Genomic DNA, 24,484 nt, shown 5'->3' with positions numbered 1-24,484 from the left:
CGAATAAATACGGGGATCGAATAACAGAGGCGCTGCAACAGAAGGCGCTGCAACACAGGGCGCTGAATCACAAGGCGCTGGAAGCGGAATAGACGTAGGAAGTCGAAGCGGGGACTGGGCCGGCTCCAGCCCGGACTGGGTCGGGAGGCAACGTGGGCATTTTCAGCGAGTCCGTGGATGTCGTCTGCACGCCCTCCGGCCAGCCCCTGCGCCTGGACTGGGCCGGCCGGCGCTATACGGTCTGCGCGGAACCCGTCCGCTGGTATGAACGCCGCCAGTGGTGGGCGGAGGAACGCCGGGCGCCGCTCGGGAGCGGGCCTGGCCTGGTGGATCACGAGATCTGGCGGGTCCAGGTGCGAGCCGCCGGGGATCACGCCGCGGATTCGACCCTCACCCTTGACCTGACCCGGCACGTAGGCAGCGGCCGGTGGCGGCTCCTGAAGATCCACGACGCCCTGCAGCCCCTCCGGAAGTCCGAATCAGCATGAATTTCACCCATCTGCACGTCTCCACCGCCTTCAGCGCCCACTATGGCGTCTCCTGGCCGGATGAACTCGCCGCCGCGGCCGCCGCTGACGGCGCCACCGCGCTGGCCTGCACGGACCGTGACGGCCTGTACGGGACCGTCAAGCACCTGAAGGCGTGCATGGCCGCCGGGCTGGATGCGGTCGTCGGGGTGGACCTTGCGGTCTTTGACGACGACGGCGACCACCGCACCCAGCTCGGGGGACGCGTCGTCGTGCTGGCGCATGGACACAACAACGGTGCCGGCTACCGGGCGCTGTGCCGGCTGATCTCCGACGCCCATGCCCGCACCACGGGCAAGGCCGGGGGAATAGTGCCGGTGGCCGTCACCCGGGCGGAACTGGCCTCCCGCACCCTGCACCCGGAAACCCTGCAGCCGGTCCTGACGGTGCTGATCGGCCCGGACTCCGACGTCGGCCGGGCCATGGGCGGCCGGCGCTACCTGCGGCCCCGCACCCTGTTCAAACGCTGGCTGGACGCCATGCCCCCCGGAACCCTCGCGGCGGAGGTTGTGTCCCAGCTCAGCCCGCCCGGGGAACCGCTGAGCACCGCCCATGCGGTGCGCATGCTCAAACTCGCCGCAGAACACGGGGTGGCCGCCGTGCTGAGCAACACCGTGCGGTATGTGGCTGAGGACGGCGCGGCCACCGCCGATGTGCTGGACTCGGCCAGGACGCTGAAATCCCTCCCCGAGCTCTCCGCTGCCCCGCTGCTGCAGCCCAACGGGCAGGGCTGGCTGAAATCGGCGGCCCAGATGCTGCAGCTGGGCAAGGAGATCATCCACGCCGCCGGCTACGGCACGGCGGACCTCAAGCGGCTCCTGGCCCAGACCGAGGCGCTCGCGGACCGCTGCCGCATGGATCCAGAAACCGACATGGGCTGGAAACAGCCCGTGGTCCCGGAGGCCTCCGTGATCGGGATCGACGGCGACGCGCTCGCCGAACTGACCCTGCGTTGTGAGGCCGGCATCGGCCGCCGCTTCCCGGGAATTTCCGGGGAGCGGGAACAACAGTTGCGGGCCCGGCTGGAGCACGAACTCCGGATCATCGACTCACTCGGCTTCGCCTCCTACTTCCTGACCGTCGCAGAGGTCTCCCGGATGATCTTGGACCTGGGCGTCCGGGCGGCCGCACGCGGTTCTGGCGCCTCCAGCCTGGTCAACTACCTGATCGACATCAGCCAGGTGAACCCGCTCCAGCACGACCTCATCTTTGAACGCTTCCTCTCCCGGGACCGCGCCACGCTGCCGGACATTGACATCGACGTCGAAAGCGCAGAACGGCACAACGTCTACCGGAAGATCTTTGAGCGCTTCGGAGCCGAACGCGTCACGCTGATGAGCATGCAGAACGGTTACCGCGCTCGCGGTGCCGTGCGCGACGCCGGCCTGGCCCTGGGCATGGACGACGGCGAGGTCGGGGAAATCGCCAAGCAGCTGTGGCGGTTCTCGGCCCGGCATTTCCGCGAAGCCCTCGTGGAGAAACCTGAACTGAAGGAATTCGCGGACCGGGTGGAGCAGCGCGGCTTCACCGAAAACCAGCAACTGGACCTGCTGGTGGACCTCACGGAGCGGCTGGACCGGCTGCCCCGCCACATCTCCATGCACCCGTGCGGGGTCATCCTCGGCGATGCCACCCTGCTGGACCGCACCCCCGTACAGCCCAGCGGCCTGGGCCTGCCCATGAGTCAGTTCGACAAGCACGACATGGACCCCATGGGCATGCTCAAGCTCGATGTCCTGGGCGTCCGGATGCAGAGCGCCATGGCCTTCGCCGTCCGGGAAGTCATCCGGCTCCACCCCTCCAAGGCCGAAGTGGTGGCCGCCGGCGCGCATCCGGCCGGCCCTGACGGGACCGGGCCGGATTACATCTCAGGGGACGGGCACATCGACCTCAACGCGGTCCCGCTCGATGATGAGCCAACCTTTGAACTGATCCGCAGCACCCATACCCTGGGCTGCTTCCAGATTGAGTCCCCTGGCCAGCGCGAACTGATCGGCAAGTTGGCCCCCCGGGAATTCAACGACCTCATCATTGACATCTCGCTGTTCCGGCCGGGTCCGATGAAATCCGACATGGTCCGGCCCTTCCTGGAGCACCGGCACGGATTCGCCCCCGAGGTCTACCCGCATCCCGACCTCAAGCCGGTCCTGAAAGAGACCCACGGGGTCACGGTCTTCCACGAACAAATCCTCAAGACCTTCGACGTCATGACCGGGTGCGGGCTGGCGCGGGCGGACGAGTTCCGCCGTGCGCTGGGCAATGAAGTGCTTGAAGCCAAGGTGGAGGAGTTCTTCCGGAAGGAGGCGCGGGCCAGGAACTACGGTCCCGAGGTGGTGGACAAGGTCTGGGGCACGCTGAAGGCCTTTGGCAGTTTCGGGTTCTGCAAGGCCCACGGTGCCGCCTTCGCCGTGCCCACCTACCAGTCCGCCTGGCTGAAGGCACACCACCCGGAGGCCTTTCTCGCCGGGCTCTGGGAACACGACCCCGGCATGTACCCCAAGCGCCTGCTCGTGGCCGAGGCCCGCCGGCTGGGAATCCCCATCCTTCCCCTCGACATCAACCGGAGCCAGGCCGAGTACCGGGTGGAGCGGGTGGAATCCGGGCCGGACCGGGGCAGGCTGGGCATCCGCCTGAGCCTGAACGGCATCTTCGGACTCTCCGGCGCCGAGCTGAAACGGATTGTGGCCGGCCAGCCCTATGATTCCCTGGCGGACCTGCGGGCCAGGTCGCGGCTCAGCCGGCCCAGCATCCAGCGACTGGCCCAGCTGGGGGCCTTCGATTCGCTGCACCGGGCGTCCGGGGGAGACGCCAACCGGGCGGATCTGGTCCAGCACCTGCAGAAACTCCAGGCCCGCCCCCTGCGGAAGGGCGTGGAGGTCATTGAGGGCCAGTTGGCGTTGCCGCTGGGGGACGTGGAGCTGACGAACCTGTTGCCGGCGCTGCCCGCACCCAGCATGGTGGACAACGTCCGCGCGGAGCTGGACCTCATGGCCGTGGACGTCAGCGAGCACCTCATGACCAGCCACCGCCCGCTGCTGGACCGGCTCGGCGTCACCACCGCGGACAAGCTGCTGGGCCTGCGCAACGGCACGGAGGTGCTGGTTGCCGGGGTCCGGGTGGCCACCCAGACTCCGCCCATGCGCGGCGGCCGGCGGGTGGTGTTCATCAGCGTCGACGACGGCACGGGCTGCGTGGATTCGGTCTTCTTCCACGAAGCGCAGGAGCAGTCCGGATCCTTGCTGTTCGGCACCCGCCTGTTGCTGATCCGCGGCACCACCCGCCGGACCGGGCCGCGGGGGATCAGTATCAGCGCCTCCATGGCCTGGGACCTCAGCCGCCCGGAGACCCTGCCGTTCCCGGCCCCGGAATCCGGCGTCGACGGCCAGCAGGAGCCTTACCTGTCCGGCCACCTGCCCAGCCCCCTACCCGGCCCCCTGGACGGGATCAGCAGGAACCTCGCCATCACCGGGCTGGGCGGCTGACCGGCCCGCGGCGGGGCCGCCGCCGGGTTGCGGCCGCGCCCGTGGCGCGTTGGTTGGCCTCTGGAGAAACCGATAGCATGGACGAGGCTGGCTGTGGTCCCCGTACGCCACAAGCTACGAAGCCTTAACTTTGAATAGGAGACACCCGTGTCAGATGCCCAGCAGATCACCCTTCTCGTCGACGGCGAAGAGACCAAGGTGACTACCGGGACCACCGGCGCGGAACTCTTCTTTGAGCGCCGCGACGTCGTTGTGGCCCGCGTTAACGGCGAGTTGAAGGACCTGGACCAGCCCCTTCCCGAGGACGCCAACGTTGAGTCCGTCACCATTGATTCCCCGGACGGGCTCAACGTACTGCGCCACTCCACGGCCCACGTCATGGCCCAGGCCGTGCAGCAGCTGCGCCCCGACGCGAAGCTCGGCATCGGCCCCTACATCACGGACGGCTTCTACTTCGACTTCGACGTCGCTGAACCCTTCACCCCGGAAGACCTCCGCCAGCTCGAAAAGATGATGCAGAAGATCATCAACCAGAACCAGAAGTTCGTGCGCCGCGTCGTGTCCGAGGACGAGGCCCGCGAGGCGATGAAGGACGAGCCCTACAAGCTCGAACTGCTGGGCAAAAAGAATGACGCCGCCGATGCCGGCGAGGGCGTCAGCGTCGAGGTCGGCGCCGGCGACATCACCATCTACGACAACGTGGACCGCAAGAGCGGGGACAGCGTTTGGTGCGATCTGTGCCGCGGCCCGCACCTGCCGAACACCAAGCTGATCTCCAACGCCTTCGCGCTGACCCGGTCCTCGGCGGCCTACTGGCTGGGCAACCAGAACAACCAGCAGCTGCAGCGCATCTACGGCACCGCCTGGCCCACCAAGGACGCGCTCAAGGCCTACCAGGAGCGCATTGCCGAGGCCGAGCGCCGCGACCACCGCAAGCTCGGCGCGGAGCTGGACCTGTTCTCCTTCCCGGACGAGCTCGGCTCGGGCCTGCCGGTCTTCCACCCCAAGGGCGGTATCATCCGCAAGGCCATGGAGGACTACTCCCGCCAGCGCCACGTCGATGCCGGCTACGACTTCGTCTACACCCCGCACATCACCAAGGGCCACTTGTACGAGGTCTCCGGCCACCTGGACTGGTACAAGGAGGGCATGTTCCCGGCGATGCACATCGACGCGGAGCTCAACGAGGACGGCACGGTCCGCAAGCCCGGCCAGGACTACTACCTCAAGCCGATGAACTGCCCCATGCACAACCTGATTTTCCGCTCCCGCGGCCGGTCCTACCGCGAACTGCCCCTGCGGCTCTTCGAATTCGGCTCGGTCTACCGCTACGAGAAGTCCGGCGTGGTGCACGGCCTGACCCGCGTCCGGGGCATGACCCAGGACGACGCCCACATCTACTGCACCCGCGAGCAGATGAAGGACGAGCTCACCAGCACGCTGAACTTCGTCCTGGGCCTGCTCAAGGACTACGGCCTGGACGACTTCTACCTCGAGCTCTCCACCAAGAACGAAGACAAGTTCGTGGGCGACGACGCCGCGTGGGACGAAGCCACCCGCACCCTTGCCGAGGTGGCCGAAGCCTCCGGGCTCGAGCTCATCCCGGATCCGGGCGGAGCCGCGTTCTACGGCCCCAAGATTTCGGTCCAGGCCAAGGACGCGCTCGGCCGCACCTGGCAGATGTCCACCATCCAGCTGGACTTCAACCTGCCCGAACGCTTCGAACTCGAGTTCCAGGCCGCCGACGGCACCCGGCAGCGGCCCGTGATGATCCACCGCGCCCTGTTCGGCTCGGTGGAACGATTCATGGGCGTGCTCACCGAACACTACGCCGGGGCCTTCCCTGCCTGGCTGGCACCCGTCCAGGTGGTGGGGATCCCGGTCGCGGAGGCCTTCAACGACTACATGTTCGACGTCGTGGACCAGCTGAAGGCGGCCGGCATCCGCGCCGAGGTGGACATCTCCTCGGACCGTTTCCCGAAGAAGATCCGCACGGCCAGTAAGGACAAGATCCCGTTCGTTCTGATCGCCGGCGGGGACGATGCCGAGGCGGGAGCGGTGTCCTTCCGCTTCCGCGACGGCAGCCAGGACAACGGTGTGCCCGTCGCCGAGGCCGTCCAGCGGATCGTCGACGCCGTCCGCAACCGGACCAGCTAGGCAGACGGAAGGGCAGCGCGTGCAGGAATCGACAGGGGCCGGGCCGGAGTATCCGGGCGACCACGCCGTGACGGACGACTTCGGCCTGGCCGGGGTCCCGGACGCTTTCCAGCGCCTGTGGACCCCGCACCGGATGGCGTACATCAAGGGTGGCCAGCACCAGTTCAAGGACCCCAACGACTGCCCGTTCTGTGCCGCACCCGAGCGGGGGGACGAGGACTCCCTGATCGTGTACCGGGGCCGCACCAGCTACGTGGTGCTGAATCTCTTCCCGTACAACCCCGGCCACCTGCTGGTTTGCCCCTACCGGCACATCCCCGACTACACGGATCTCACGGTCGAGGAAACGGCGGAATTCGCCGAACTGACGCAGACGGCCATGCGGGTGCTGCGCAAAGTCGCCAACCCCTCCGGTTTCAACCTGGGCATGAACCAGGGAGTCACCGGCGGGGCGGGCATCGCCGGCCACCTGCACCAGCACGTGGTGCCGCGCTGGGGCGGGGACGGAAATTTCTTCCCCATCATTGCCCAGACCAAGGCGGTCACGCAGACCCTCGGCGAGGTCCGCCAGCAGGTCGCCGACGCCTGGCCGCAGGAAAAGCCCGCGCCGCAGGAAACACCAAAGCAGCAAATACCAGCGCACCAGGAAACAGCCGGGGAGAAGGATGCTTAACAGGCACGCCCGGGGTTTCTTCACCGCCCTGTTTTCCCCGGTTGCCCGCTGGCTGCTGAGGATCGGGGTCTCTCCCGACGCCGTGACGGTGGTCGGCACGCTCGGCGTCGTGGTCGGCGCCCTCGTGTTCTACCCGCTCGGGCAGCTCTTTTGGGGGACCGTGTTCATCACGGCGTTCATTTTCTCCGACGTCATCGACGGCATTATGGCCCGGATGCAGCAGCGCGGCGGCCGGTGGGGCAACTTCCTGGACTCCACCCTTGACCGCGTGGCCGACGGCGCCCTGTTCGCCGGCGTCGCCGTCTGGTTCTTCACCGGCGGCGCCAACCCGGCGATCGCCGTCGCCGCCATTCTCTGCCTGGTGCTCGGCATGGTGGTCTCCTATGCGCGGGCCAAGGCCGAAGCCCTGGGTTTTCACGCCAACGTCGGCATCGCCGAGCGCGCCGAGCGCCTCGTGTCCGTGCTGGTGGTCACGGGACTCACCGGCCTGGGCCTGCCCTCCGTGGTGCTGCTGGTGACGCTGTGCCTGCTCGCGACGGCGAGCCTGGTGACAGTGATCCAGCGCATCGTGACAGTGCACCGCCAGTCGCTTGGGGAACCCGAAGGTACCGCCACGGAACGTCCCGCCTGACGGCGCCACACGGTGCCCCGGCGGCCGCGCCGAATCCCAGTCCCCGCGCGAGATTCGACTGCTGTAACCCGAATTCTGCCGTGCCCCGGCCGGGGGATAGTATTAGCCTTACCGGCCAATGGATCCGGTAATCCGGTGTGTGCGAGACACGGCATAAACGTGCCGTCCGCGCCCCCGGCGAGGTCATCTATCTACCCATAGGGGTTTTTGTGTCTACACCTGATGTAAGCAGCGAAGCCGGCGCGTCCGCGAAGAACGTCACGGGCAGCAGCCGCGTCAAGCGCGGCATGGCTGAGATGCTCAAGGGCGGCGTCATCATGGACGTCGTCAACGCCGAGCAGGCCCGCATCGCCGAAGACGCCGGTGCCGTGGCCGTGATGGCGCTGGAACGCGTTCCGGCCGATATCCGCGCCCAGGGCGGCGTGTCCCGCATGTCCGATCCCGACATGATCGACAAGATCATCGCGGCCGTGTCCGTGCCGGTCATGGCCAAGGCCCGGATCGGTCACTTCGTCGAGGCGCAGGTTCTGCAGTCCCTCGGCGTGGACTACATCGACGAGTCCGAGGTCCTGACCCCGGCCGACTACACCAACCACATCGACAAGTGGAACTTCACCGTTCCGTTCGTCTGCGGTGCGACCAACCTGGGCGAGGCCCTGCGCCGCATCAACGAGGGCGCGGCGATGATCCGGTCCAAGGGTGAGGCCGGCACCGGGGACGTCTCCAACGCCACCACGCACATGCGCCAGATCCGCGCCGAGATCAAGAAGCTCGCCGGCATGGCCGAGGACGAGCTCTACGTCGCGGCCAAGGAACTGCAGGCCCCGTACGAGCTGGTCAAGGAAGTTGCCGCGACCGGCAAGCTCCCGGTGGTGCTGTTCACCGCCGGCGGCATCGCCACCCCGGCCGACGCCGCGATGATGATGCAGCTCGGCGCCGACGGCGTGTTCGTCGGCTCCGGCATCTTCAAGTCCGGCAACCCGGCCCAGCGTGCCGCCGCCGTCGTGAAGGCCACCACCTTCTACGACGACCCGGACGAGATCGCCAAGGCCTCCCGCGGCCTGGGCGAGGCCATGGTCGGCATCAACGTCGACGAGATCCCCCAGCCGCACCGCCTCGCCGAGCGCGGCTGGTAGCGTTCGGGCGCTTCTCAACGTTCGTGGCGCTGGGCGCCCCGAACGTTGAGCCTCTGCGCCCTCTCTTATTAAGCCAAGAGAGTTGGGCGCGATTCTCGCCAGAGCAATAACCACGACGCCGGGCGGTCACCTTCTTGGGTGGCCGCCCGGCGTCGTTGGTTTTCCCCGTCGGTTGCTCCGTAGCTGCCGTTATCGGGCCTCAAAAGGGCGCCTGCGGAGCAGTCGATGAGGGGTCAGCTGAGACGGGTCAGTCGATGAGGGTTCAGTCCAGAGGGGTTAGTCGAGGCCGCGGCGCTTCAGCAGCGGCCCGAGATCCGAGTCCCGGCCGCGGAAGGCGCGGAAGGACTCCAGCGGGTCCCGGCTGTTGCCGCGGGAAAGCAGTTCGGCGCGGAAGAAGTCGCCGTTGGCGCGGCTGAGGCCCCCGTTTTCCTTAAACCATTCCACGGTGTCGGCGTCCAGGACCTCGCTCCAGATGTAGGAGTAGTAGCCGGCGGCGTACCAGCCTCCCGCGAAGATGTGCTGGAAGTAGCCGGTCCGGTAGCGCGGCGGGATCAGGCTGTGCGCCACGCCGGCCGCAGCCAGGGCTTTCGCTTCAAACTCGACGGCGTCGTCCGGGATGTCGGAGCCGTCCAGGACATGCCACGCCAGGTCCAGCAGCGCAGCGCCGAGGTATTCCGTGGTGCCAAAGCCTTCGCCCCACAGCTGCGCGGCGTTGAGTTTGTCCACGGTCTCCTGCGGCAGGGGCTCGCCGGTGGCGTGGTGCCGGGCATAGTTGGCCAGGACCTCGGGCCACATGATCCACATTTCGTTGACCTGCGAGGGGTATTCCACAAAGTCCCGCGGCACGTTCGTACCGGAGAACCGCGGATACGTGACGGCGGAAAACAAGCCGTGCAGGGCATGGCCGAACTCGTGGAAGGTGGTGCGCAGCTCGTCCAGCGTCAGCAGGGTGGGTTCGCCGGCCGGCGGCTTGGAGATGTTGAGGTTGTTGATCACCACAGGACGGGTGTTCAGCAGCCCGGACTGCTCCACGAGGGAATTCATCCACGCGCCACCGCGCTTCGTGTCACGGGTGTAGTAGTCGCCCAGGAACAGGCCCAGGTCCGTGTCGTCGGAATTCTTCACCTCCCAGACGCGCACGTCCGGGTGGTAGCCGGCGAGGTCGGCGCGTTCGTGGAAGGTGACGCCGTACAGGGCGTTCGCCGCGAAGAACACGCCATCATTCAAAACCCGGTCAAGCTCGAAGTAGGGGCGCAGGGCCTGCTCGTCCACGGCATACCGCTCCCGCTTGACCTTGGCCGAGTAGTACGCCCAGTCCCAGGCCTCGAGCGGGTGGCCCGCGGCCTCGGCCAGCGCCTCGGACTCCGCGTCGGCATTGCGGACGGCGGCCGGGGCCAGCCGGCTCATCATCGCCTGAACGGCTTGGAAGTCCGGTGCCGTCTGCCGGTCCACGCTGAGTTCGGCGAAATTCGAGAACCCCAAAAGGCTGGCCTTCTCGGCGCGGAGCCGGACCATGTCCTTGACCAGATCGAGCACATCGAAGCTGCCGCCGTCGCTGCCGCGGCCGATGGAGGCCTCATAGAGGCGACGGCGGACATCCCGGTTCGCCAGCGCGGCCATGGCGGGCTGGTTGCTCGGCTGGATCAGGGTCAGCAGGAACTTCCCCTCGTGTCCGGCGGTCCGGGCAGCCTCGGCGGCGCTGGCGACGTCGTCGGCGGGCAGGCCAGCGAGGTCGGCGGCGTCATCAAGCAGCAGGGCCGCGGACTTCATGCCCTCCTTGACGCGCTGGCCGAACTCGGTGCCGAGCCGGGAAAGCTCGGCGTTGACTTCCTTGAGGCGCTCCTGGCCGGCGTCGTCGAGCTGGATGCCGGAGGCCCGGAACTCCTTGAGGTATTCCTCCACGAGCCGGGCGGACTCCGCGTCCAGGACCGTTGCGTCCAGCGCCGCGAAGCGCTCATAGAGCCCGCGGTTGAGGTAGACGGCGTCCTGGTGGGCGGCAAAGAGCGGGGACAGGCGGGTCTCGAGGTCCCTGATGGTGTCTGAGGCGTCCGCGGAAACCAGGGTGAAAAAGGCGGCGGCGGCCCGGTCCAGGAGCCGGCCGGAGCGCTCCATGGCGAGGGCCGTGTTTTCGAAGGTCGGGGCCGCCGGGGTGTCCACGATGGCCTGGATTTCGGCAAGGTGCTCGGCCAGGCCGGCCTCGACGGCCTCGGCGTAGTGCGCGTCTTCGATATCCGCGAACGGCGGCAGTCCGTAGGGCAGGGTGCTGGGGCTCAGGAGGGGATTGGTCATGAAATGACTCTTTCATGCAGGCGGCCGCTTCTCAACGATCGCCTCCGTGTGTTGTGATGCCGCCCACCATAGGATGAGCGGCATGGGGAACATGACCGCAAGGCAGCGGGGCCGGATGCTGGCTGTCGCCACGGCCGTTGTTCTCGCGTCTCTGCTGGCATCCTGCGGACTCTTTGCCGGGCCGGATAACCCCCCGGGTCCCACGGCGGGAGCCGGCGGTACCGGGGGAGCAGCTGACGTTGCCCGGCCGCCGTCGGGCACCCCGACGCCCGGGAAGGGTCCAGACTGTGCGGCTGCCCGGTGCACCTCCGTCCTCGTCACCGGGGACATGCTGGTCCACCCCCAGCTCTGGCGGCAGGCCAGCGAGGACGCCCGCGCTGCCGGCGCGGCGGGGCTGGACTTCGGCCCGCTGCTGGAGGGCCAGCGGCGCTACATCGAGCAGAGCGACGTGGCGATCTGCCATCTGGAGACACCGGTGGCCGGCCCGGACGGTCCATACTCCGGGTATCCCTCGTTCAACGTTCCGCCGCAGATCATCACCGCCGTGCGGGGCGTGGGCTATCATGCCTGCACGACGGCCAGCAATCACACCGTTGACCGCGGCACCGCGGGACTTATCCGCACCCTGGACGCCCTCGACGCCGCCGGACTCCGGCACACGGGCTCGTACCGGACCGAGGCGGAGTCCCGGGGCATCCTGATCCTGCAGACCGCCGCGGCCAAAATCGCCGTCGTTGATGCCACATACGGCCTCAACGGGCTGCGCGCCGAGCAGCCCTGGCAGGTTGACCTGCTCGATCCCGATGCCATGATTTCCAAAGCACGCAAGGCCAGGGCTTTGGGCGCGGATATCGTGCTGGGGGTCATGCATGCTGGCCAGGAGTATTCAAACGGGCCCGACGCCCAGCAGTGCGACGTCGCCCATGCGCTCGTGGACAGCGGCCTGTTCAGCCTGGTCTACGGCCACCACAGCCACTCGGTGCTGCCGATCGAGAAGTACAAGGGAACCTGGATTGTGTACGGGCTCGGGAACGGCATCACCGAGCTCTCGCCGTCGTTCGTCGTCAACAACGAGGGCCTGCTGGTCCGGGTGCAGTTCAGCCAGGACGCGGCCGGGTCCTGGGCCGCCTCGGACCTGGCCTGGGCGCCGTCGGTGATGGTCCGCGGACCCTACCGCTGGTGTTCGGTGGCGGCCGACGCGCCGCAGGGCCGTTGTGCCGGAACCGCGGCGGACGCGGCCACGCGCCGGCGCACCACGGCCGTGCTGGAGTCGATGGGCGCCGCGGCGGCGGGCGCCCATGAGCTTATTCTCACCCCGGGGCCCTAAGCTTGGGCGGCATGGAGATGATCAACGAACGGCGGCGCACCGTCGCGTCCAACGGGGCCGAGCTTGCCGTGTTTGAGTATGGCAGGGAGCCGGGACCGGACGTGCCGACGCTGCTGCTGGTACACGGCTATCCGGACAACCATCAGGTCTACCTGCCGGCCATCCGTGATCTGGCCCGAAGCCACCGCGTGGTCGCCTACGACACCCGGAACGCGGGCGCGTCCGCCGTCACCGGCCTCCCCGGGGACTTCACCCTGAAGACGCTCGTGGATGACATGTTCGCCGTGCTGGCCGCCGTCGGAGCAAGGGACGTCCATCTTGTGGGCCATGACTGGGGATCGATCCAGGGCTGGGCCGCAGTCCAGGACCCCAGGGCCGCGGGGCTGATCGGCCGGTACACGTCCATCTCCGGCCCGGACCTGCGGCACTTCGCCCGCTGGGTGCGAAGCCGGTATGCACGTCCACGGGGCGTGGCCGCAGCTGGCCGGGCAATTGGCCCGCAGCTGGTACATCGCTGCGTTCCTTGTGCCGAAGCTGCCGGAGGCCGCCTGGCGCCTGTTCCTCACCAAACGCTACGCGCAGACGGCGAAGCGCGACGTCGGCGATGATCCCATCCGCGGCCTGGCCCTCTACCGCGCCAATTTTTTCTCGGCCGTGAACTGGCCGCCCGGCGGCCCCGTGACGCTGCCTGTCCAGGTGGTGGTGCCGTTGAAGGATCCCTTCCTGTCGCCGGACCTCGTGGAGGGATTGGAATCCTGGGTGGATGACCTCACGGTGATCCGGGTGGACAGCGGCCACTGGTGGCCGGCATCCCGGCCGGCGGAGTTCGCGGAGCTGCTGCGGCAGCCGCAGCCGCAGCCCACGACGACGCCGTAGGCGGGCCCCGTCATGGCGCGGGCAGGCCGGCGGGTTCGGGAATGCCGGAGCGGGACGTTCCCCAACGGGATGGACTACCTGACGTGGGGCCCGGGCCCGAAAACGCTCTTGTTCGTCCAGGGCGGACCGGGGAGCTTTGTGCCCCAGGGGGTGCTGCGCGGGGTGTTTCGGCGGGAGTTCGCCGCCTATCAGGAGGCCGGGTACGCCATCTGGATTGTCACCCGCCGGCGGAATATGCCGGAGTCGCACACCGGCGCCGACATGGCGGCCGACTATGCCCGGCTGATCGCCGAGGAGTTCGGCGGCCGGGTTGACCTGGTGGTGGCCGAGTCATTCGGCGGGATGATCGGGCAGTACCTGGCCGCCCGCCATCCGCGGTCCTTCGGGCACATCGCGATGGTGGTCACGGCGGCCGAACTGAGCGCGTGGGGCAAGGACGTGGACGAGCGGATGGCCGCCGCCGTCGCGGCCGGAGACCCGGGCCGCGCCGGCATGGTCCTGGCCGAGTACCTCTTACCCGGCCCGCGGACCCGGTGGCTGCGGAAACTGCTGGGACCTGTTGTCGGCAGGCGCGTGCTGGACCCCGCCGGGTGCCCCGCCGCGGACATCCTGACGGAGGCGCGTGCCGAGCTGGCGTTCGATGCGCGGGCGGTGCTGCCGCTCATACGCCCGCCCGTCCTGCTGCTCTGCGGCGGGCGGGACGCGTTCTTCCCGAAGACGGTTGCGGAGGAGACCGCGCGCTTGATTCCTGACTGCACCCTGATCGTCTACGAGCGGTGGGGCCATCTCCGGGCGGGATCGAGCAGGCGGGTGCCGCGCGACGTCCTGGCCTTCGTCCGGAGCCGGTAATCGGGGCCGCAATGGGGGCCGGTAATGGCAGGCCGGGCCGTGGAAAGCTGCCGGGCTGTTACCCGGCGTCGAGGCGCAGGCTCATGAAGACGCTGTTGGGGTCGGCTTCGTAGCCGTCGAAAGGCGGGCAGCCCGCGAAGCCGTGCCGTTCGTACAGCCGCCGCGCGGGGGCGAAAAACTCCTGGCTGCCCGTCTCCAGGAACAAGCGTTCGTAGCCGCTGTCCCGGGCCTCCGCCAGAAGGTGGCGCAGCAGTGCCGAGGCCACACCGCGCCCGCGGGCTGCATTCGCGGTCCGCATCGACTTGATCTCGGCGTCGCCGGAAGCCAGGTGTTTCAGCGCCGCGCAGCCCAGGAGCCGGGAGTCCTGCCGGGCCGTCCAGAAGCTGACGCCGGGTCCGGCCAGCGCGGCGGGATCAAGGGCGTGGACGCTTTCCGGCGGGGAGGTCGCGTACATGTCGGCGAGGTGCTCGCCCAGCAGCTGCAGGACGTCCTGCCGCCCGGGCGTGTCGCGCCCAATCTGGATCGTGCCGCCGCCGGTGCCTGCCATCCGGGTCAGCGGGGCCGGCGGGCGGCGTGTTCCCGCGCCAGCACCGCGTAGGAGTCGTCCGGGGTGCCCGGGGTGAAGCTGCCGTATTTGCGTTCGACGGCGGTCCGGATCAGGAAATCCGCCAGGGCCGGGTTCTTGGGCAGCAGCGAGCCGTGCAGGTAGCTCGCCACGATGTTGCGGTAGCGGGCGCCCTCCTGGCCGTCGGTGCTGTTGTTGCCGGTGCCTTTGGCGGTGGTCCCGAGCGGTTCGACGCCCGGTCCCAGCGTGGTCTGGCCGCTGTGGTTCTCATAGCCCAGGATGCTGCCGAACTCGGGGGAGGAGACCGTGACGTTCCCGATCAGGCGCTCATCGGTGCCGTGGGTCTCCACGTCCAGGATGCCGATGCCCGGCAGGACGGACCCGAGCCGGGTCTTGAAGAACTTCCCGAACAGCTGGTACAGCCCGCAGATCACGAGCATCGGGGTGCCGTCGTCGGCCATCTGCTTCAGGGTGGACTCGCGCGAGAGGAGGTCGTCCTGGATGACGAGCTGGCCGCTGTCCTGACCGCCGCCACCGACGATCAGGTCCACGTCTGCCGGGAACGGGTCACCAACGTTGTATTCGAGCAGTTCCGGCGTGTAGCCGTGCCAGCGCAGGCGCTGCGCGAGGACCAGGGCGTTGCCCCAGTCGCCGTAAATGTTCATGTCCCGCGGGTAGAGCTGCAGGACCCGGATGGTTCCCTTGCTGGGGGCCGCGGAATCTTCGGGCGGAAGTTCGTGCCCAAAGGACAGCTCGTGCGGGGTTTCGGGGGACCCGGGGGTCATGAGACCACCTCCACTGTGGTGATTTTGGACAGCTCGCGGCGGATGGCCAGCATGGCCGTGTAGGTGCAGAAAATCCTCTTCGGCTTGCCCTCGCCGCCGCGGATGAACGCTGCCAGTGCCGGCGCAATTTCCGTGTCGACGGCGCCGATCGCGACGTCGTCGTACTGCAGCCGCAGCGCCATGTCATACGCGCGGGAGCCCGTGAGCTGGTCCACGCCGCCGTCGCGGAGCGTGTCGAATTCGACGTCCCACAGCCAGGACATGTCCCGGCCGTCTGCGTAGTTGTCGTTGATCGCGATCATCGTGGCGTACCCCGCGGCCGGGAAGGATTTGAGGCCGAGCCGGAAACCGCTGGGGTTCTTGACCAGGACCAGTTCCAGCGGGAGGCCATCGACCACGAGGCTTTCGCCGCGGCCGAACGCCGGCGCCACCTTGGACAGCGCCGTGAGCAGGCCGGCCTGGTCGGTCCCGGTGCCGCGGGCGCCCGCGACGCCGCGGGCCAGGGTCAGCGCGGCGGCGGCATTGAAGATGTTGTAGACGCCGCGCAGTTTCATTCCCGTGGTGACCGTCGCGCCGTCGTACTCGAAATCGGCGTCGTCGGCGCCCACGCGGCGCAACACGACGTCGGCGGCGGGCCGGGCGGGGGCGGCCGGCACCGGGCTGCCCGGGGCGGCGCGCATGTCGTCGTCGTTGGGGAAGGTGCTCAGCAGGGCATCGTCCAGCCCGAAGTAGAGCACCTCCGGCCCGTCCAGGGTCTGCGCGATCCGGGCGACCCGCGGGTCTTCCCGGTTCAGGACCACGGTCCCGGTGGTCTTGGACGCGATGTGCTGGAGCAGCTCGGCGGTCTTGTCGATCTCGCCGAAACGGTCCAGCTGGTCGCGGAGGACATTGAGCAGGAGGCTGTACCGCGGCGGGACCTTGTTGACGAAGTGCACGGCATGCGCCTCGTCCAGCTCCAGGACCGCGACGTCGGCATCGAGCCGGCCCCGCCAGTCCACCTCGCCCAGGAGCGCCGCGGCCACGCCGCGGGTGAAGTTGCTGCCGGTACGGTTGGTGAAGACCTTCAGCCCCTGGCTCTCGAGCAGTTCCACCACCATCTTGGTGGTGGTGGTCTTCCCGTTCGTGCCACTGACGACGGCGACCCCCAGCGGCAGCGTGGACAACGTCCGCCGCATGAAATCGGGGTCGATTTTTTCGACCACAAGCCCGGGGAGGGCCGAGCCTCCGCCCCTGAGCCGGGAGACCCGGCGGACGAACTTGCCGAGCGGAACGCTGAAGTAAAGCATGCTCTGTAATATATCCCAGCAGCGGCATGGAACCCGGACGCGCGGGGCCGTCGAAGGCGCCTTGCATGCTCCTTCCATGCGCTGCGGCGCGGCGCAGCGCATTATGCTGTGGGGATGACCACCCCCTCTTTTTTCCCTGAATCCCGCGCGGGTTCGGGCCTCCGGATTGGTGTCCTGGCACTCCAGGGCGATTTCCGGGAGCATCTGCATGCCGTGGAAGCCGCCGGTGCCGCGGGCGTCGGGATCCGGCGTCCCGCCGAACTCGACGGCCTGGACGGGCTCATCATCCCCGGCGGCGAATCGACCACGATCGACAAGCTCGCCAGGATCTTCGGGCTCCGGGATCCGCTGCGCGAACGCATCCAGGCCGGCCTGCCCGTCTACGGCTCGTGCGCCGGGATGATCCTGCTGGCGGACGAGATCGCGGACCCGGCGAAGGACCTGGCCGGAAACCCGCAGCAGACGTTCGGCGGACTCGACATCACCGTGCGCCGCAACGCCTTCGGCCGGCAGCGTGAGTCCTTCGAGACGGACCTGGACTTCAGGGGGCTCGGGTTCAGCGCCGCCGGCGGGGCAGTGGCCCCGGTCCACGCCGTCTTCATCCGCGGGCCCTGGGTGGAGCGCGTCGGCGACGGCGTCGAAGTCCTCGCCCAGGTGGAACCGTCCAAAGCCGGCCACCCCGAATCCCTGGACGGGACGGCTAGAATTGTTGCAGTGCGTTCCGGCAAGCTGCTGGCCACCTCCTTCCACCCGGAAGTGACGGGGGAAAAGCGCGTGCATGAACTGTTTATTCGAATGATCAGAGGAGAAGCGTAAAGCATGTCAGGCCACTCCAAATGGGCGACGACCAAGCACAAGAAGGCCATCCTTGATAGCCGCCGGGCCAAGTCGTTCGCCAAGCTGATCAAGAACATCGAAGTCGCGGCGCGCATGGGCGGCCCTGACCTCTCCGGCAACCCCAGCCTGGAACTGGCCGTCACCAAGGCCAAGAAGACATCGGTGCCCGCTGACAATATCGACCGCGCCATCAAGCGCGGCGCCGGGCTCACCGGCGAGGTCGTCGACTACACCGAAATCATGTACGAGTGCCGCGGCCCGCAGGGTTCCGCGCTGCTGATCGAGTGCCTCACGGACAACAAGAACCGTGCCGCCTCCGAGGTCCGGCTCGCCATCTCCCGCAACGGCGGCACGATCGCCGATCCCGGCTCCGTCAGCTACCTCTTCTCCCGCAAGGGCGTCGTTTCGCTGCCGAAGAACGGCCTCAGCGAGGACGACGTCCTGATGGCAGTCCTCGACGCCGGGGCAGAGGAAGTCAAGGACAACGGCGACAGCTTCGAGATCCACTCCGAGCCGACCGACCTGCAGGCCATCCGCGATGCCCTCAAGGAAGCCGGCATCGAGTACGACACTGACGAGGCCGAGTTTGTGCCGTCCATGCAGGTGCCGCTGGACCTCGACGCCGCCAAGAAGTTCATGAAGCTCGTGGACGCCCTGGAAGAACTCGACGACGTCCAGAACGTCTACAGCAACGCCGACCTCAGCGACGAAGTGCAGGCCGCACTGGAAGCTGAGTGACGCGCTCACCTCGCCGAGACGTTGAGGCCCGGTCTTGACGGCCCAATCGTGACGTTGCGCGTGTTGGGGGTTGACCCGGGCCTCACCCGTTGCGGGATCGGCGTCGTCGACGTCGAGCGGAACCGGCGGGCCACCATGGTGGCCTTCGGCGTCGTGGGAACTTCCCCCGAGGAGAGCCTGGACCAGCGGCTGCTGGTCATCGCCACATCCATCGATGAGTGGCTGGACAAGTACGAGCCGCACGTCCTCGCCGTGGAACGGGTCTTTTCCCAACTCAACGTCAGCACGGTCATGGGGGTGGCGCAGGCCTCCGGCGTGGTCATTGCGGCCGCCGCGCGCCGTGGCATCCCGGTGGCGCTGCACACCCCGTCGGAGGTCAAGGCCGCCGTGACCGGAAGCGGGACCTCGAACAAGGACGCCGTCACCAAGCTGGTGACCAAGATCCTCCGGCTGGACGCGCCCCCGCGCCCGGCCGACGCCGCCGACGCCCTCGCGTTGGCCATCACCCATGCCTGGCGGGCCGGCAGCGGCGCCGCCGTCTCGACTACGGGGCCGGGCAGCCAGTCCCTCACTCCGGCGCAGCGGGCGTGGGCGGACGCGGAGGCAAAAGCGCGCCGTGCGCGCTGAATGTCCGGCTGTGGCGCCGCGGAGCTTGGTAGGGTATTCGTAGATATGTTCGGATAGCCGGCATGCCCGGCCGTACTTTCTTTAATCCCCGTTACAGACGCCAGTTAGACCAGGAGCCCGGCCTTGATCAGTTTTCTTCGCGGAACCGTTGCGCATGTTGGCCTGTCCTCCGCCGTGATCGACCTCAACGGGGCCGGCATGAGCGTCAACGCCACACCGCAGACCCTCAGCGGCCTCCGCGTGGGTGAGGAGGGAAAGCTGTTCACGTCCCTGATCGTGCGGGAGGACTCGCTGACCCTGTACGGCTTCGCGAGCGATGACGAGCGCGAGGTGTTTGACGTGCTGCTCAGCGTCAGCGGCGTCGGTCCCCGCCTCGCCCTGGCCGTGCTGGCCGTCCACGAGCCGGAAGCCATCCGGGTGGCCGCACACTCCGGCGACGGCAAGGCCTTCACGAAGGTCCCCGGCATCGGACCGAAGGTGGCCGGCCGGATCGTGCTCGAACTCGCCGGCAAGCTTGTGCCGCACGGCACTGCCGGCGCGCCTGTCGCGGCCGTGTCCGCGGAATCAGTCTGGAAGCCCCAGGTGGTGGCCGCGATGACCAGCCTGGGCTGGTCCGAAAAGGATGCCACGGCCAGCATCGACAAGTCCCTGGCCGATTCCCCGGACCTTGCCGCCAACGGCAATGTGGCGGAGATTCTCCGCGCGACGCTGCGCTGGCTGGGCCAGGACGGCGCCCGCGCCGGAAACCGGGTAGGCGCGCGTGGCTGAGCCGTCGATCGTCGCCGGGGGAGAGGAGCCGGAGGAGCGGGTCATCGAAGCCGCCCTGCGGCCCAAGAACCTGCACGACTTCGTGGGCCAGCACCGGGTCCGCAAGCAGCTCTCCCTCGTCCTGGAGGCCTCGCGCATGCGTGGCCGCAGCGCGGACCACGTGCTGCTCTCCGGCCCTCCCGGCCTGGGCAAGACCACCCTGTCCATGATCATCGCGGCCGAAATGAACGTCCCGCTGCGGATCAGCAGCGGCCCGGCCATCCAGCACGCGGGTGACCTCGCGGCCATCCTTTCCTCGCTCTCCGAGGGCGAGGTCCTGTTCCTGGATGAAATCCACCGCATGTCCCGGCCGGCCGAGGAAATGCTGTATATGGCGATGGAGGATTTCCGCGTCGATATCGTCGTCGGCAAGGGCGCCGGCGCCACGGCCATTCCGCTGGAGCTGCCGCCCTTCACCCTCGTCGGCGCCACTACGCGGGCGGGCCTCCTTCCCGGGCCGCTGCGGGACCGCTTCGGTTTCACCGGCCACCTTGAGTTTTACTCCGTCGAGGAGCTGGAACTGGTCCTGCGCCGTTCCGCCGGCCTGCTGGACCTGAAGGTCAATTCCGCCGGATTCAGCGAGATCGCCGGCCGGTCCCGGGGCACGCCGCGCATCGCCAACCGGCTCCTGCGCCGCGTCCGGGACTGGGCGCTCGTGCACGGCATTGAGCAAATCGATGCGCGGGCGGCGTCTGCGGCCCTGGACATGTATGAGGTGGACAAGCGCGGCCTGGACCGGCTGGACCGTGCCGTTCTCGAGGCCCTCATTACCAAGTTCGGCGGCGGGCCGGTCGGCCTGTCCACGCTCGCGATCGCCGTCGGCGAGGAAACGGAGACCGTGGAAACGGTCGCCGAGCCCTATCTGGTGCGGGAGGGACTGCTGGGCCGGACGCCGCGCGGCCGCATTGCCCTGGCGCCGGCATGGACGCACCTGGGCTTCGCCGTTCCGGCCGGCGCCTTCGGCCAGGACCCGCTCGAGCTGTTCCAGGCCGACGAGCTGGGCCAGAGCCCGATGGGCGGGCCCGGCGGGGATCTTGGTGAAGAAACCGATCCTCAATGGATCCGTAACAGCCGCTAGCACCGTTCTTTCAGCTTTTCCCTTTAGACTGGTATGACGCTCGGCACGTTCGGGTTTTGTTTCCGTGGGCGGAGAGCAGGTAGCCGCCGGCGGTCTGGGGGACGGTCTCGCTGCCAGTTTGCTGCGCAGACCCCTGCCCGCGCCGCCCGGAGCAAACGGACGTTGCTGAAAAACAGCTATGCAAGTACAGAACGGAACAATCCCTGTGTTCGGACTTATTTCTGCCCAGACCCAGCCGCAGGCCGGCGGCGGCATCGACATCATGACGATTCTCCTCTTCGTCATGCTCGGACTTTTCGTCTTCATGATGTTCCGCCGCAACAAGAAGACCCAGCAGCAGCAGGCACAGCTTCAGTCCAAGTTCGAGCCCGGTGTTGAGGTCATGACGAGCTTCGGGCTGTTCGGCCGGATCGTGAACATCGATGAGGCCGAGAACAAGGTCACGCTGGAGCTCTCCCCGGGAAACACCGCCACCGTGCACCGCCAGGCCGTCACCAAAATTGTGGAGCCGGTTGTCGCCGCCGAGGAGCCGACGGTCGTTCCCGACGACGCGTCCTCGCTGACCACCGAGAAGCTGGGTGCTGAGGGCACGGACGCCAGCGCCCCGGTCCACGACGCGCCGCGCACCGAAACGCCCGAGGAAACCCTGCGCCGCCTCAACGACGAAGGTAAAAAAGACAGCTAGTCTGCCTTCCTGAGCTATCCCGCGAAGCAACGGTTGCGGGCATCCGCCGGCGGGGGCCCCGAGCCCGCGCCGGCGGATCCGCCGTAAATAATAGAAAGATCGACAATGGCACGAACTGGCCCCAAATACTCAGCCATCAGGATGCTGGTCTGGCTTGGCGTAATCATCGCCGCCATGACGGCTGTCCTGGCGGGCGGCACGATGGCCGGCCAGGCGGGCTGGGCTCCAAAGCTCGCACTGGACCTTGAAGGTGGCACCCAGATGATCCTGGCGCCCAAGGTTGAGGGCGGTTCGGGTATCACCGAAGACCAGCTCAACCAGGCCGTGGCGATCATTCGCCAGCGCGTGGACGGCTCAGGTGTCGCGGAAGCGGAAATCAGCACGCAGTCCGGCCGCAACGTCGTCGTCAGCCTCCCGGGAACCCCTGCCAAGGAAACCCGTGCGTTGATCCAGGCTTCCGCCGACATGAACTTCCGCCCGGTCATCCAGACCGGTCCCGGCGCAGCGGTCCCCGCCGCGTCCAGGACCCCGGACGCCCAGCTGCCGAAGCCGACGGCCGCACCCGCCAACAGCAGCGACGAGAACTGGATTACCCCCGAGGTCTACAAGCAGTTCGAGGCGCTCGACTGCGACAACCCCTCCCAGGACAAGCAGCAGCGCTCGGACCCGACCAAGCCGCTGGTGACCTGCGAGCCGGCGTCGGCCAATTCGCCGGCCATCAAGTACATCCTCGGTCCGGTGGAGGTGAAGGGCTCGAACATCAAGTCCTCCTCCTTCCAGCTGCAGCGGGGCGCCCAGGGTGCCGTGACCAATGAATGGGCCGTCAACATCCAGTTCGATGACGCGGGCACCACCAAGTTCAAGGAAATCACCGAGCGCCTGTACCAGTTCTACGCCGCCGGCGGCGGCCAGACCGGCTCGGATCCGAAGTCCCAGTTCGCTATCGTCCTGGACGACCAGGTCATCTCCGCCCCGCGCTCCCTCGCCGTCATCACCGACGGCCGGCCGCAGATCACCGGCGGGTTCACCGAGGAGTCGGCCAAGGCCCTCTCGGACCAGCTCCGTTTCGGTGCCCTGCCGATCAGCTTCGAAATCCAGAGCGAACAGCAGATCTCGGCGACCCTGGGCGGGGAGCAGCTCCGCATGGGTATGCTTGCCGGCCTGATCGGCCTGCTGCTCGTGGTGATCTACTCGCTGTTCCAGTACCGTGCCCTTGGCTTCGTGACCGTGGCCTCCCTCGTGATCGCCGGCGTGCTGACGTTCCTGGCCATCGCCATCCTGGGCTGGACCGAAAACTACCGGCTTTCCCTCGCCGGCGTCGCCGGCCTGATCGTCGCCATCGGCCAGACGGCCGACTCGTTCATCGTCTACTTCGAGCGCATCCGCGATGAGCTCCGCGAAGGCCGCGGCCTGGTCTCGGCCGTCGAAAACGGCTGGAAGCGGGCCAAGCGCACCATCCTCGCCTCCAAGGCCGTGAACCTCCTCGCCGCCGTCGTGCTGTTCTTCGTGGCAGTGGGCAACGTCCGCGGCTTCGCGTTCACCCTCGGCCTCACCGCGATCGCCGACCTCATCGTCGTCTTCATGTTCACCCACCCCACCCTGCAGCTGCTGGCCCGCACCAAGTTCTTCGGCGAAGGCCACCGGTTCTCGGGCCTGGACCCGAAGCGCCTCGGCGCCGTTCCGCTGTACCGCGGTGCCGGCCGGATGCGTACCCCGGAGGACAAGCCCGTGGCGGTAGTACGGGCGAAGAACACCGGTGCCGCCGCCGAGGCAGAGCGCCGGATGACCATTGCAGAACGCCGTCTCGCCGAAAAGCAGGATCAGGCACAACAGGCACAGCTCGCCGGTACCTCCAAGAGCGCGTCCAAGGAGGGCAAGTAAATGGTCAACTTCTCAACATTCGGCAATGAGCTGTACACGGGCAAGCGCTCGTACGACTTCGTCGGCTACAGGAAGATCTGGTTCCTGATCGCCGGAATCGCCGTCGCGCTCTCAATCCTGATCCCGGTCGCCAAGGGTGGATTCAACCTCGGCATCGAGTTCCGCGGCGGCTCCGAGTTCACGGTCTCCAACGTCAAGACCACCGAGGCCTCCCTCGGCGAGAAGGCCGTCACGGACGTCGTGGCGGGGTCCGTACCGCGCGTGGCGAACGTCGCCGGCACCACCATGCGGATCCAGACGGACAAGCTCTCCGACGACGAGACGCTGCAGATCAAGGAAGGCCTCACCAAGGCCTATGGCGTGACGGATAACGAAGTCACGTCAACCTTCGTCGGCCCCACCTGGGGTGCGGACGTCACGAAGCAGGCGCTGATGGGCCTGGCAATCTTTGTGGGCCTGGCCGCCGTGCTGATGGCGCTCTACTTCCGGACCTGGAAGATGTCGCTCTCGGCACTTGTCGGCATGGCGGTCACGATGTTCATGACCGCCGGTGTTTACGGCCTCAGCGACTTCGAAGTGACCCCGTCCGCCATCATCGGCTTCCTCACGGTGCTCAGCTACTCGCTGTACGACACCGTGGTGGTGTTCGACAAGATCCGGGAGAACACCTCGGACATGCAGGCCTCCACCCGGCGGACCTTCGCCGAAGAGGTCAACCTCGCCATCAACCAGACCCTGGTCCGGTCCATCAACACCATGGTTGTGGCCATCCTGCCGGTCGGCGCGATCCTCTTCATCGGGGCCGGGCTGCTCGGTGCCGGAACCCTGCGGGACCTGTCCCTGGCGCTGTTCGTGGGCATCCTGGTCGGCACTGCCGCCACGATCTTCATCGCGGCTCCGCTTTACGCCGCGCTGCGTCAGGGCGAACCCGACCTGGTCAAGCAGGCCAAGCGGGTGGAGCAGAGGCGCGCCGAAGCGGCAGCCAAGACCGCGTCGCCGGCATCGCCCGCCACGGCCTGAACCGTCCCAAGCGACCACAAACGGGCCGGAGGCCGTCCCTTTCGACGGCCTCCGGCCCGTCGCCGTATCCCCGCCGGTTATCGAAGTATCCTGCTGCGGGAATACACTTGAATAATTAACCGGTCGCGAGAGGTGCTCCATTGGAAGAACGTTCGACGCCGGTGCCGGAGGCACCAGCGGACAAGGGCCAAGGCCAGGGGTCACAGACTGGCCTGGTGGTTCCCGGAC

At 67.8% G+C, this 24,484-nt stretch carries 21 protein-coding genes and 1 pseudogene; 18 read left to right on the top strand and 4 right to left on the bottom strand.

The window, feature by feature from the left end; all coding sequences use genetic code 11:
- Positions 1-152 precede the first annotated feature (152 nt).
- The 6 genes from ABH915_RS13385 (at position 153) to pdxS (ending at position 8,606) form a co-directional block, all read left to right on the top strand.
- Complete coding sequence (locus ABH915_RS13385) at positions 153-488, top strand: DUF6504 family protein (RefSeq protein ID WP_370122043.1); 336 nt, start codon at positions 153-155, stop codon at positions 486-488.
- The gene (locus ABH915_RS13380; RefSeq protein ID WP_370122040.1) at positions 485-4,009 is read left to right on the top strand and encodes a DNA polymerase III subunit alpha; all 3,525 of its coding nucleotides are present in this window, start codon (positions 485-487) and stop codon (positions 4,007-4,009) included. Before ABH915_RS13385 ends, ABH915_RS13380 begins: the two co-directional genes overlap by 4 nt.
- Before the next feature lie 147 nt (positions 4,010-4,156).
- The gene (thrS, locus tag ABH915_RS13375; protein WP_370122038.1) at positions 4,157-6,166 is read left to right on the top strand and encodes a threonine--tRNA ligase; all 2,010 of its coding nucleotides are present in this window, start codon (positions 4,157-4,159) and stop codon (positions 6,164-6,166) included.
- A 19-nt stretch (positions 6,167-6,185) separates the two neighbouring features.
- A complete protein-coding gene (locus ABH915_RS13370) occupies positions 6,186-6,839 on the top strand; it encodes an HIT domain-containing protein (RefSeq protein ID WP_370122035.1) in 654 nt (217 codons plus the stop codon).
- Positions 6,832-7,470, top strand: a complete 639-nt coding sequence (gene pgsA / locus ABH915_RS13365; protein WP_018773189.1) for a phosphatidylinositol phosphate synthase — start codon at positions 6,832-6,834, stop codon at positions 7,468-7,470. The genes ABH915_RS13370 and pgsA overlap by 8 nt, the downstream gene beginning before the upstream one ends.
- 209 nt (positions 7,471-7,679) lie before the next feature.
- The gene (gene pdxS / locus ABH915_RS13360; protein ID WP_026266390.1) at positions 7,680-8,606 is read left to right on the top strand and encodes a pyridoxal 5'-phosphate synthase lyase subunit PdxS; all 927 of its coding nucleotides are present in this window, start codon (positions 7,680-7,682) and stop codon (positions 8,604-8,606) included.
- Positions 8,607-8,882: 276 nt separating this feature from the next.
- On the opposite strand, the gene ABH915_RS13355 is transcribed toward pdxS, so the two are convergent.
- Positions 8,883-10,895 (bottom strand): M3 family metallopeptidase, encoded by a 2,013-nt coding sequence (locus ABH915_RS13355; protein ID WP_370122030.1) that lies wholly within the window; start codon positions 10,893-10,895, stop codon positions 8,883-8,885.
- Positions 10,896-10,977: 82 nt separating this feature from the next.
- Here ABH915_RS13355 and ABH915_RS13350 point away from each other — a divergent pair, with 82 nt between their 5' ends.
- The 4 genes and pseudogenes from ABH915_RS13350 (at position 10,978) to ABH915_RS13335 (ending at position 13,947) form a co-directional block, all read left to right on the top strand.
- Positions 10,978-12,222 (top strand): CapA family protein, encoded by a 1,245-nt coding sequence (locus ABH915_RS13350; RefSeq protein WP_370122027.1) that lies wholly within the window; start codon positions 10,978-10,980, stop codon positions 12,220-12,222.
- A gap of 11 nt (positions 12,223-12,233) precedes the next feature.
- A pseudogene (locus ABH915_RS13345) lies at positions 12,234-12,644 on the top strand (alpha/beta fold hydrolase); the annotation flags it as partial.
- A 31-nt stretch (positions 12,645-12,675) separates the two neighbouring features.
- The gene (locus tag ABH915_RS13340) at positions 12,676-13,098 is read left to right on the top strand and encodes a hypothetical protein (RefSeq protein ID WP_370125060.1); all 423 of its coding nucleotides are present in this window, start codon (positions 12,676-12,678) and stop codon (positions 13,096-13,098) included.
- Between the two features lie 69 nt (positions 13,099-13,167).
- A complete protein-coding gene (locus ABH915_RS13335) occupies positions 13,168-13,947 on the top strand; it encodes an alpha/beta fold hydrolase (protein WP_370122024.1) in 780 nt (259 codons plus the stop codon).
- 58 nt (positions 13,948-14,005) lie between these two features.
- On the opposite strand, the gene ABH915_RS13330 is transcribed toward ABH915_RS13335, so the two are convergent.
- Genes ABH915_RS13330 through ABH915_RS13320 form a run of 3 tightly spaced genes read right to left on the bottom strand, consistent with a single transcriptional unit; the run spans position 14,006 to position 16,583 of the window.
- The gene (locus tag ABH915_RS13330) at positions 14,006-14,494 is read right to left on the bottom strand and encodes a GNAT family N-acetyltransferase (protein WP_370122021.1); all 489 of its coding nucleotides are present in this window, start codon (positions 14,492-14,494) and stop codon (positions 14,006-14,008) included.
- A gap of 5 nt (positions 14,495-14,499) precedes the next feature.
- Entirely contained in the window at positions 14,500-15,297 is a 798-nt protein-coding gene (locus ABH915_RS13325; RefSeq protein ID WP_370122018.1) for a type 1 glutamine amidotransferase, read from the bottom strand.
- Complete coding sequence (locus ABH915_RS13320) at positions 15,294-16,583, bottom strand: MurT ligase domain-containing protein (RefSeq protein WP_370122015.1); 1,290 nt, start codon at positions 16,581-16,583, stop codon at positions 15,294-15,296. Before ABH915_RS13320 ends, ABH915_RS13325 begins: the two co-directional genes overlap by 4 nt.
- A 114-nt stretch (positions 16,584-16,697) precedes the next feature.
- Between ABH915_RS13320 and pdxT the strand changes: the two genes are divergently transcribed.
- The 8 genes from pdxT (at position 16,698) to secF (ending at position 24,256) form a co-directional block, all read left to right on the top strand.
- Positions 16,698-17,399, top strand: coding sequence for a pyridoxal 5'-phosphate synthase glutaminase subunit PdxT (gene pdxT / locus ABH915_RS13315; RefSeq protein ID WP_370122013.1), 702 nt, complete (start codon positions 16,698-16,700; stop codon positions 17,397-17,399).
- A gap of 3 nt (positions 17,400-17,402) precedes the next feature.
- Positions 17,403-18,158: a YebC/PmpR family DNA-binding transcriptional regulator gene (locus ABH915_RS13310; protein ID WP_018773179.1), complete on the top strand. Its 756-nt coding sequence runs from the start codon at positions 17,403-17,405 to the stop codon at positions 18,156-18,158.
- Between the two features lie 48 nt (positions 18,159-18,206).
- Positions 18,207-18,785 (top strand): crossover junction endodeoxyribonuclease RuvC, encoded by a 579-nt coding sequence (gene ruvC, locus ABH915_RS13305; protein WP_370122010.1) that lies wholly within the window; start codon positions 18,207-18,209, stop codon positions 18,783-18,785.
- A gap of 123 nt (positions 18,786-18,908) precedes the next feature.
- Positions 18,909-19,553: a Holliday junction branch migration protein RuvA gene (ruvA, locus tag ABH915_RS13300; protein WP_370122007.1), complete on the top strand. Its 645-nt coding sequence runs from the start codon at positions 18,909-18,911 to the stop codon at positions 19,551-19,553.
- On the top strand, positions 19,546-20,670 hold the full coding sequence (gene ruvB, locus ABH915_RS13295; RefSeq protein WP_370122005.1) for a Holliday junction branch migration DNA helicase RuvB: 1,125 nt from the start codon (positions 19,546-19,548) through the stop codon (positions 20,668-20,670). Before ruvA ends, ruvB begins: the two co-directional genes overlap by 8 nt.
- A 262-nt stretch (positions 20,671-20,932) precedes the next feature.
- Positions 20,933-21,355 carry a preprotein translocase subunit YajC gene (gene yajC / locus ABH915_RS13290; RefSeq protein WP_026266388.1) on the top strand — a complete coding sequence of 141 codons (423 nt, stop codon included), beginning with the start codon at positions 20,933-20,935 and terminating at the stop codon, positions 21,353-21,355.
- Between the two features lie 105 nt (positions 21,356-21,460).
- Positions 21,461-23,236, top strand: coding sequence for a protein translocase subunit SecD (gene secD, locus ABH915_RS13285; protein WP_026266387.1), 1,776 nt, complete (start codon positions 21,461-21,463; stop codon positions 23,234-23,236).
- Positions 23,237-24,256 (top strand): protein translocase subunit SecF, encoded by a 1,020-nt coding sequence (gene secF / locus ABH915_RS13280; RefSeq protein WP_018773173.1) that lies wholly within the window; start codon positions 23,237-23,239, stop codon positions 24,254-24,256.
- Positions 24,257-24,484 lie beyond the last annotated feature (228 nt).

This window comes from Arthrobacter sp. MW3 TE3886 (genome assembly GCF_041262145.1).
GTDB lineage: Bacteria > Actinomycetota > Actinomycetes > Actinomycetales > Micrococcaceae > Arthrobacter.
The sequence above is the reverse complement of the archived record's forward strand: the minus strand, read 5'-3'. Positions and strand labels throughout refer to the sequence as shown.

Bases quoted from the DNA above. Each gene is read 5' to 3' on its own strand.
- ABH915_RS13380 (WP_370122040.1), top strand. From the start codon at position 485: ATGAATTTCACCCATCTGCACGTCTCCACCGCCTTCAGCGCCCACTAT.
- pgsA (WP_018773189.1), top strand. From the start codon at position 6,832: ATGCTTAACAGGCACGCCCGGGGTTTCTTCACCGCCCTGTTTTCCCCG.
- ABH915_RS13355 (WP_370122030.1), bottom strand. From the start codon at position 10,895: ATGACCAATCCCCTCCTGAGCCCCAGCACCCTGCCCTACGGACTGCCG.
- ABH915_RS13350 (WP_370122027.1), top strand. From the start codon at position 10,978: ATGGGGAACATGACCGCAAGGCAGCGGGGCCGGATGCTGGCTGTCGCC.
- ABH915_RS13340 (WP_370125060.1), top strand. From the start codon at position 12,676: ATGCACGTCCACGGGGCGTGGCCGCAGCTGGCCGGGCAATTGGCCCGC.
- ABH915_RS13335 (WP_370122024.1), top strand. From the start codon at position 13,168: ATGGACTACCTGACGTGGGGCCCGGGCCCGAAAACGCTCTTGTTCGTC.
- ABH915_RS13330 (WP_370122021.1), bottom strand. From the start codon at position 14,494: ATGGCAGGCACCGGCGGCGGCACGATCCAGATTGGGCGCGACACGCCC.
- ABH915_RS13325 (WP_370122018.1), bottom strand. From the start codon at position 15,297: ATGACCCCCGGGTCCCCCGAAACCCCGCACGAGCTGTCCTTTGGGCAC.
- ABH915_RS13320 (WP_370122015.1), bottom strand. From the start codon at position 16,583: ATGCTTTACTTCAGCGTTCCGCTCGGCAAGTTCGTCCGCCGGGTCTCC.
- pdxT (WP_370122013.1), top strand. From the start codon at position 16,698: ATGACCACCCCCTCTTTTTTCCCTGAATCCCGCGCGGGTTCGGGCCTC.
- ABH915_RS13310 (WP_018773179.1), top strand. From the start codon at position 17,403: ATGTCAGGCCACTCCAAATGGGCGACGACCAAGCACAAGAAGGCCATC.
- yajC (WP_026266388.1), top strand. From the start codon at position 20,933: ATGACGATTCTCCTCTTCGTCATGCTCGGACTTTTCGTCTTCATGATG.
- secD (WP_026266387.1), top strand. From the start codon at position 21,461: ATGGCACGAACTGGCCCCAAATACTCAGCCATCAGGATGCTGGTCTGG.
- secF (WP_018773173.1), top strand. From the start codon at position 23,237: ATGGTCAACTTCTCAACATTCGGCAATGAGCTGTACACGGGCAAGCGC.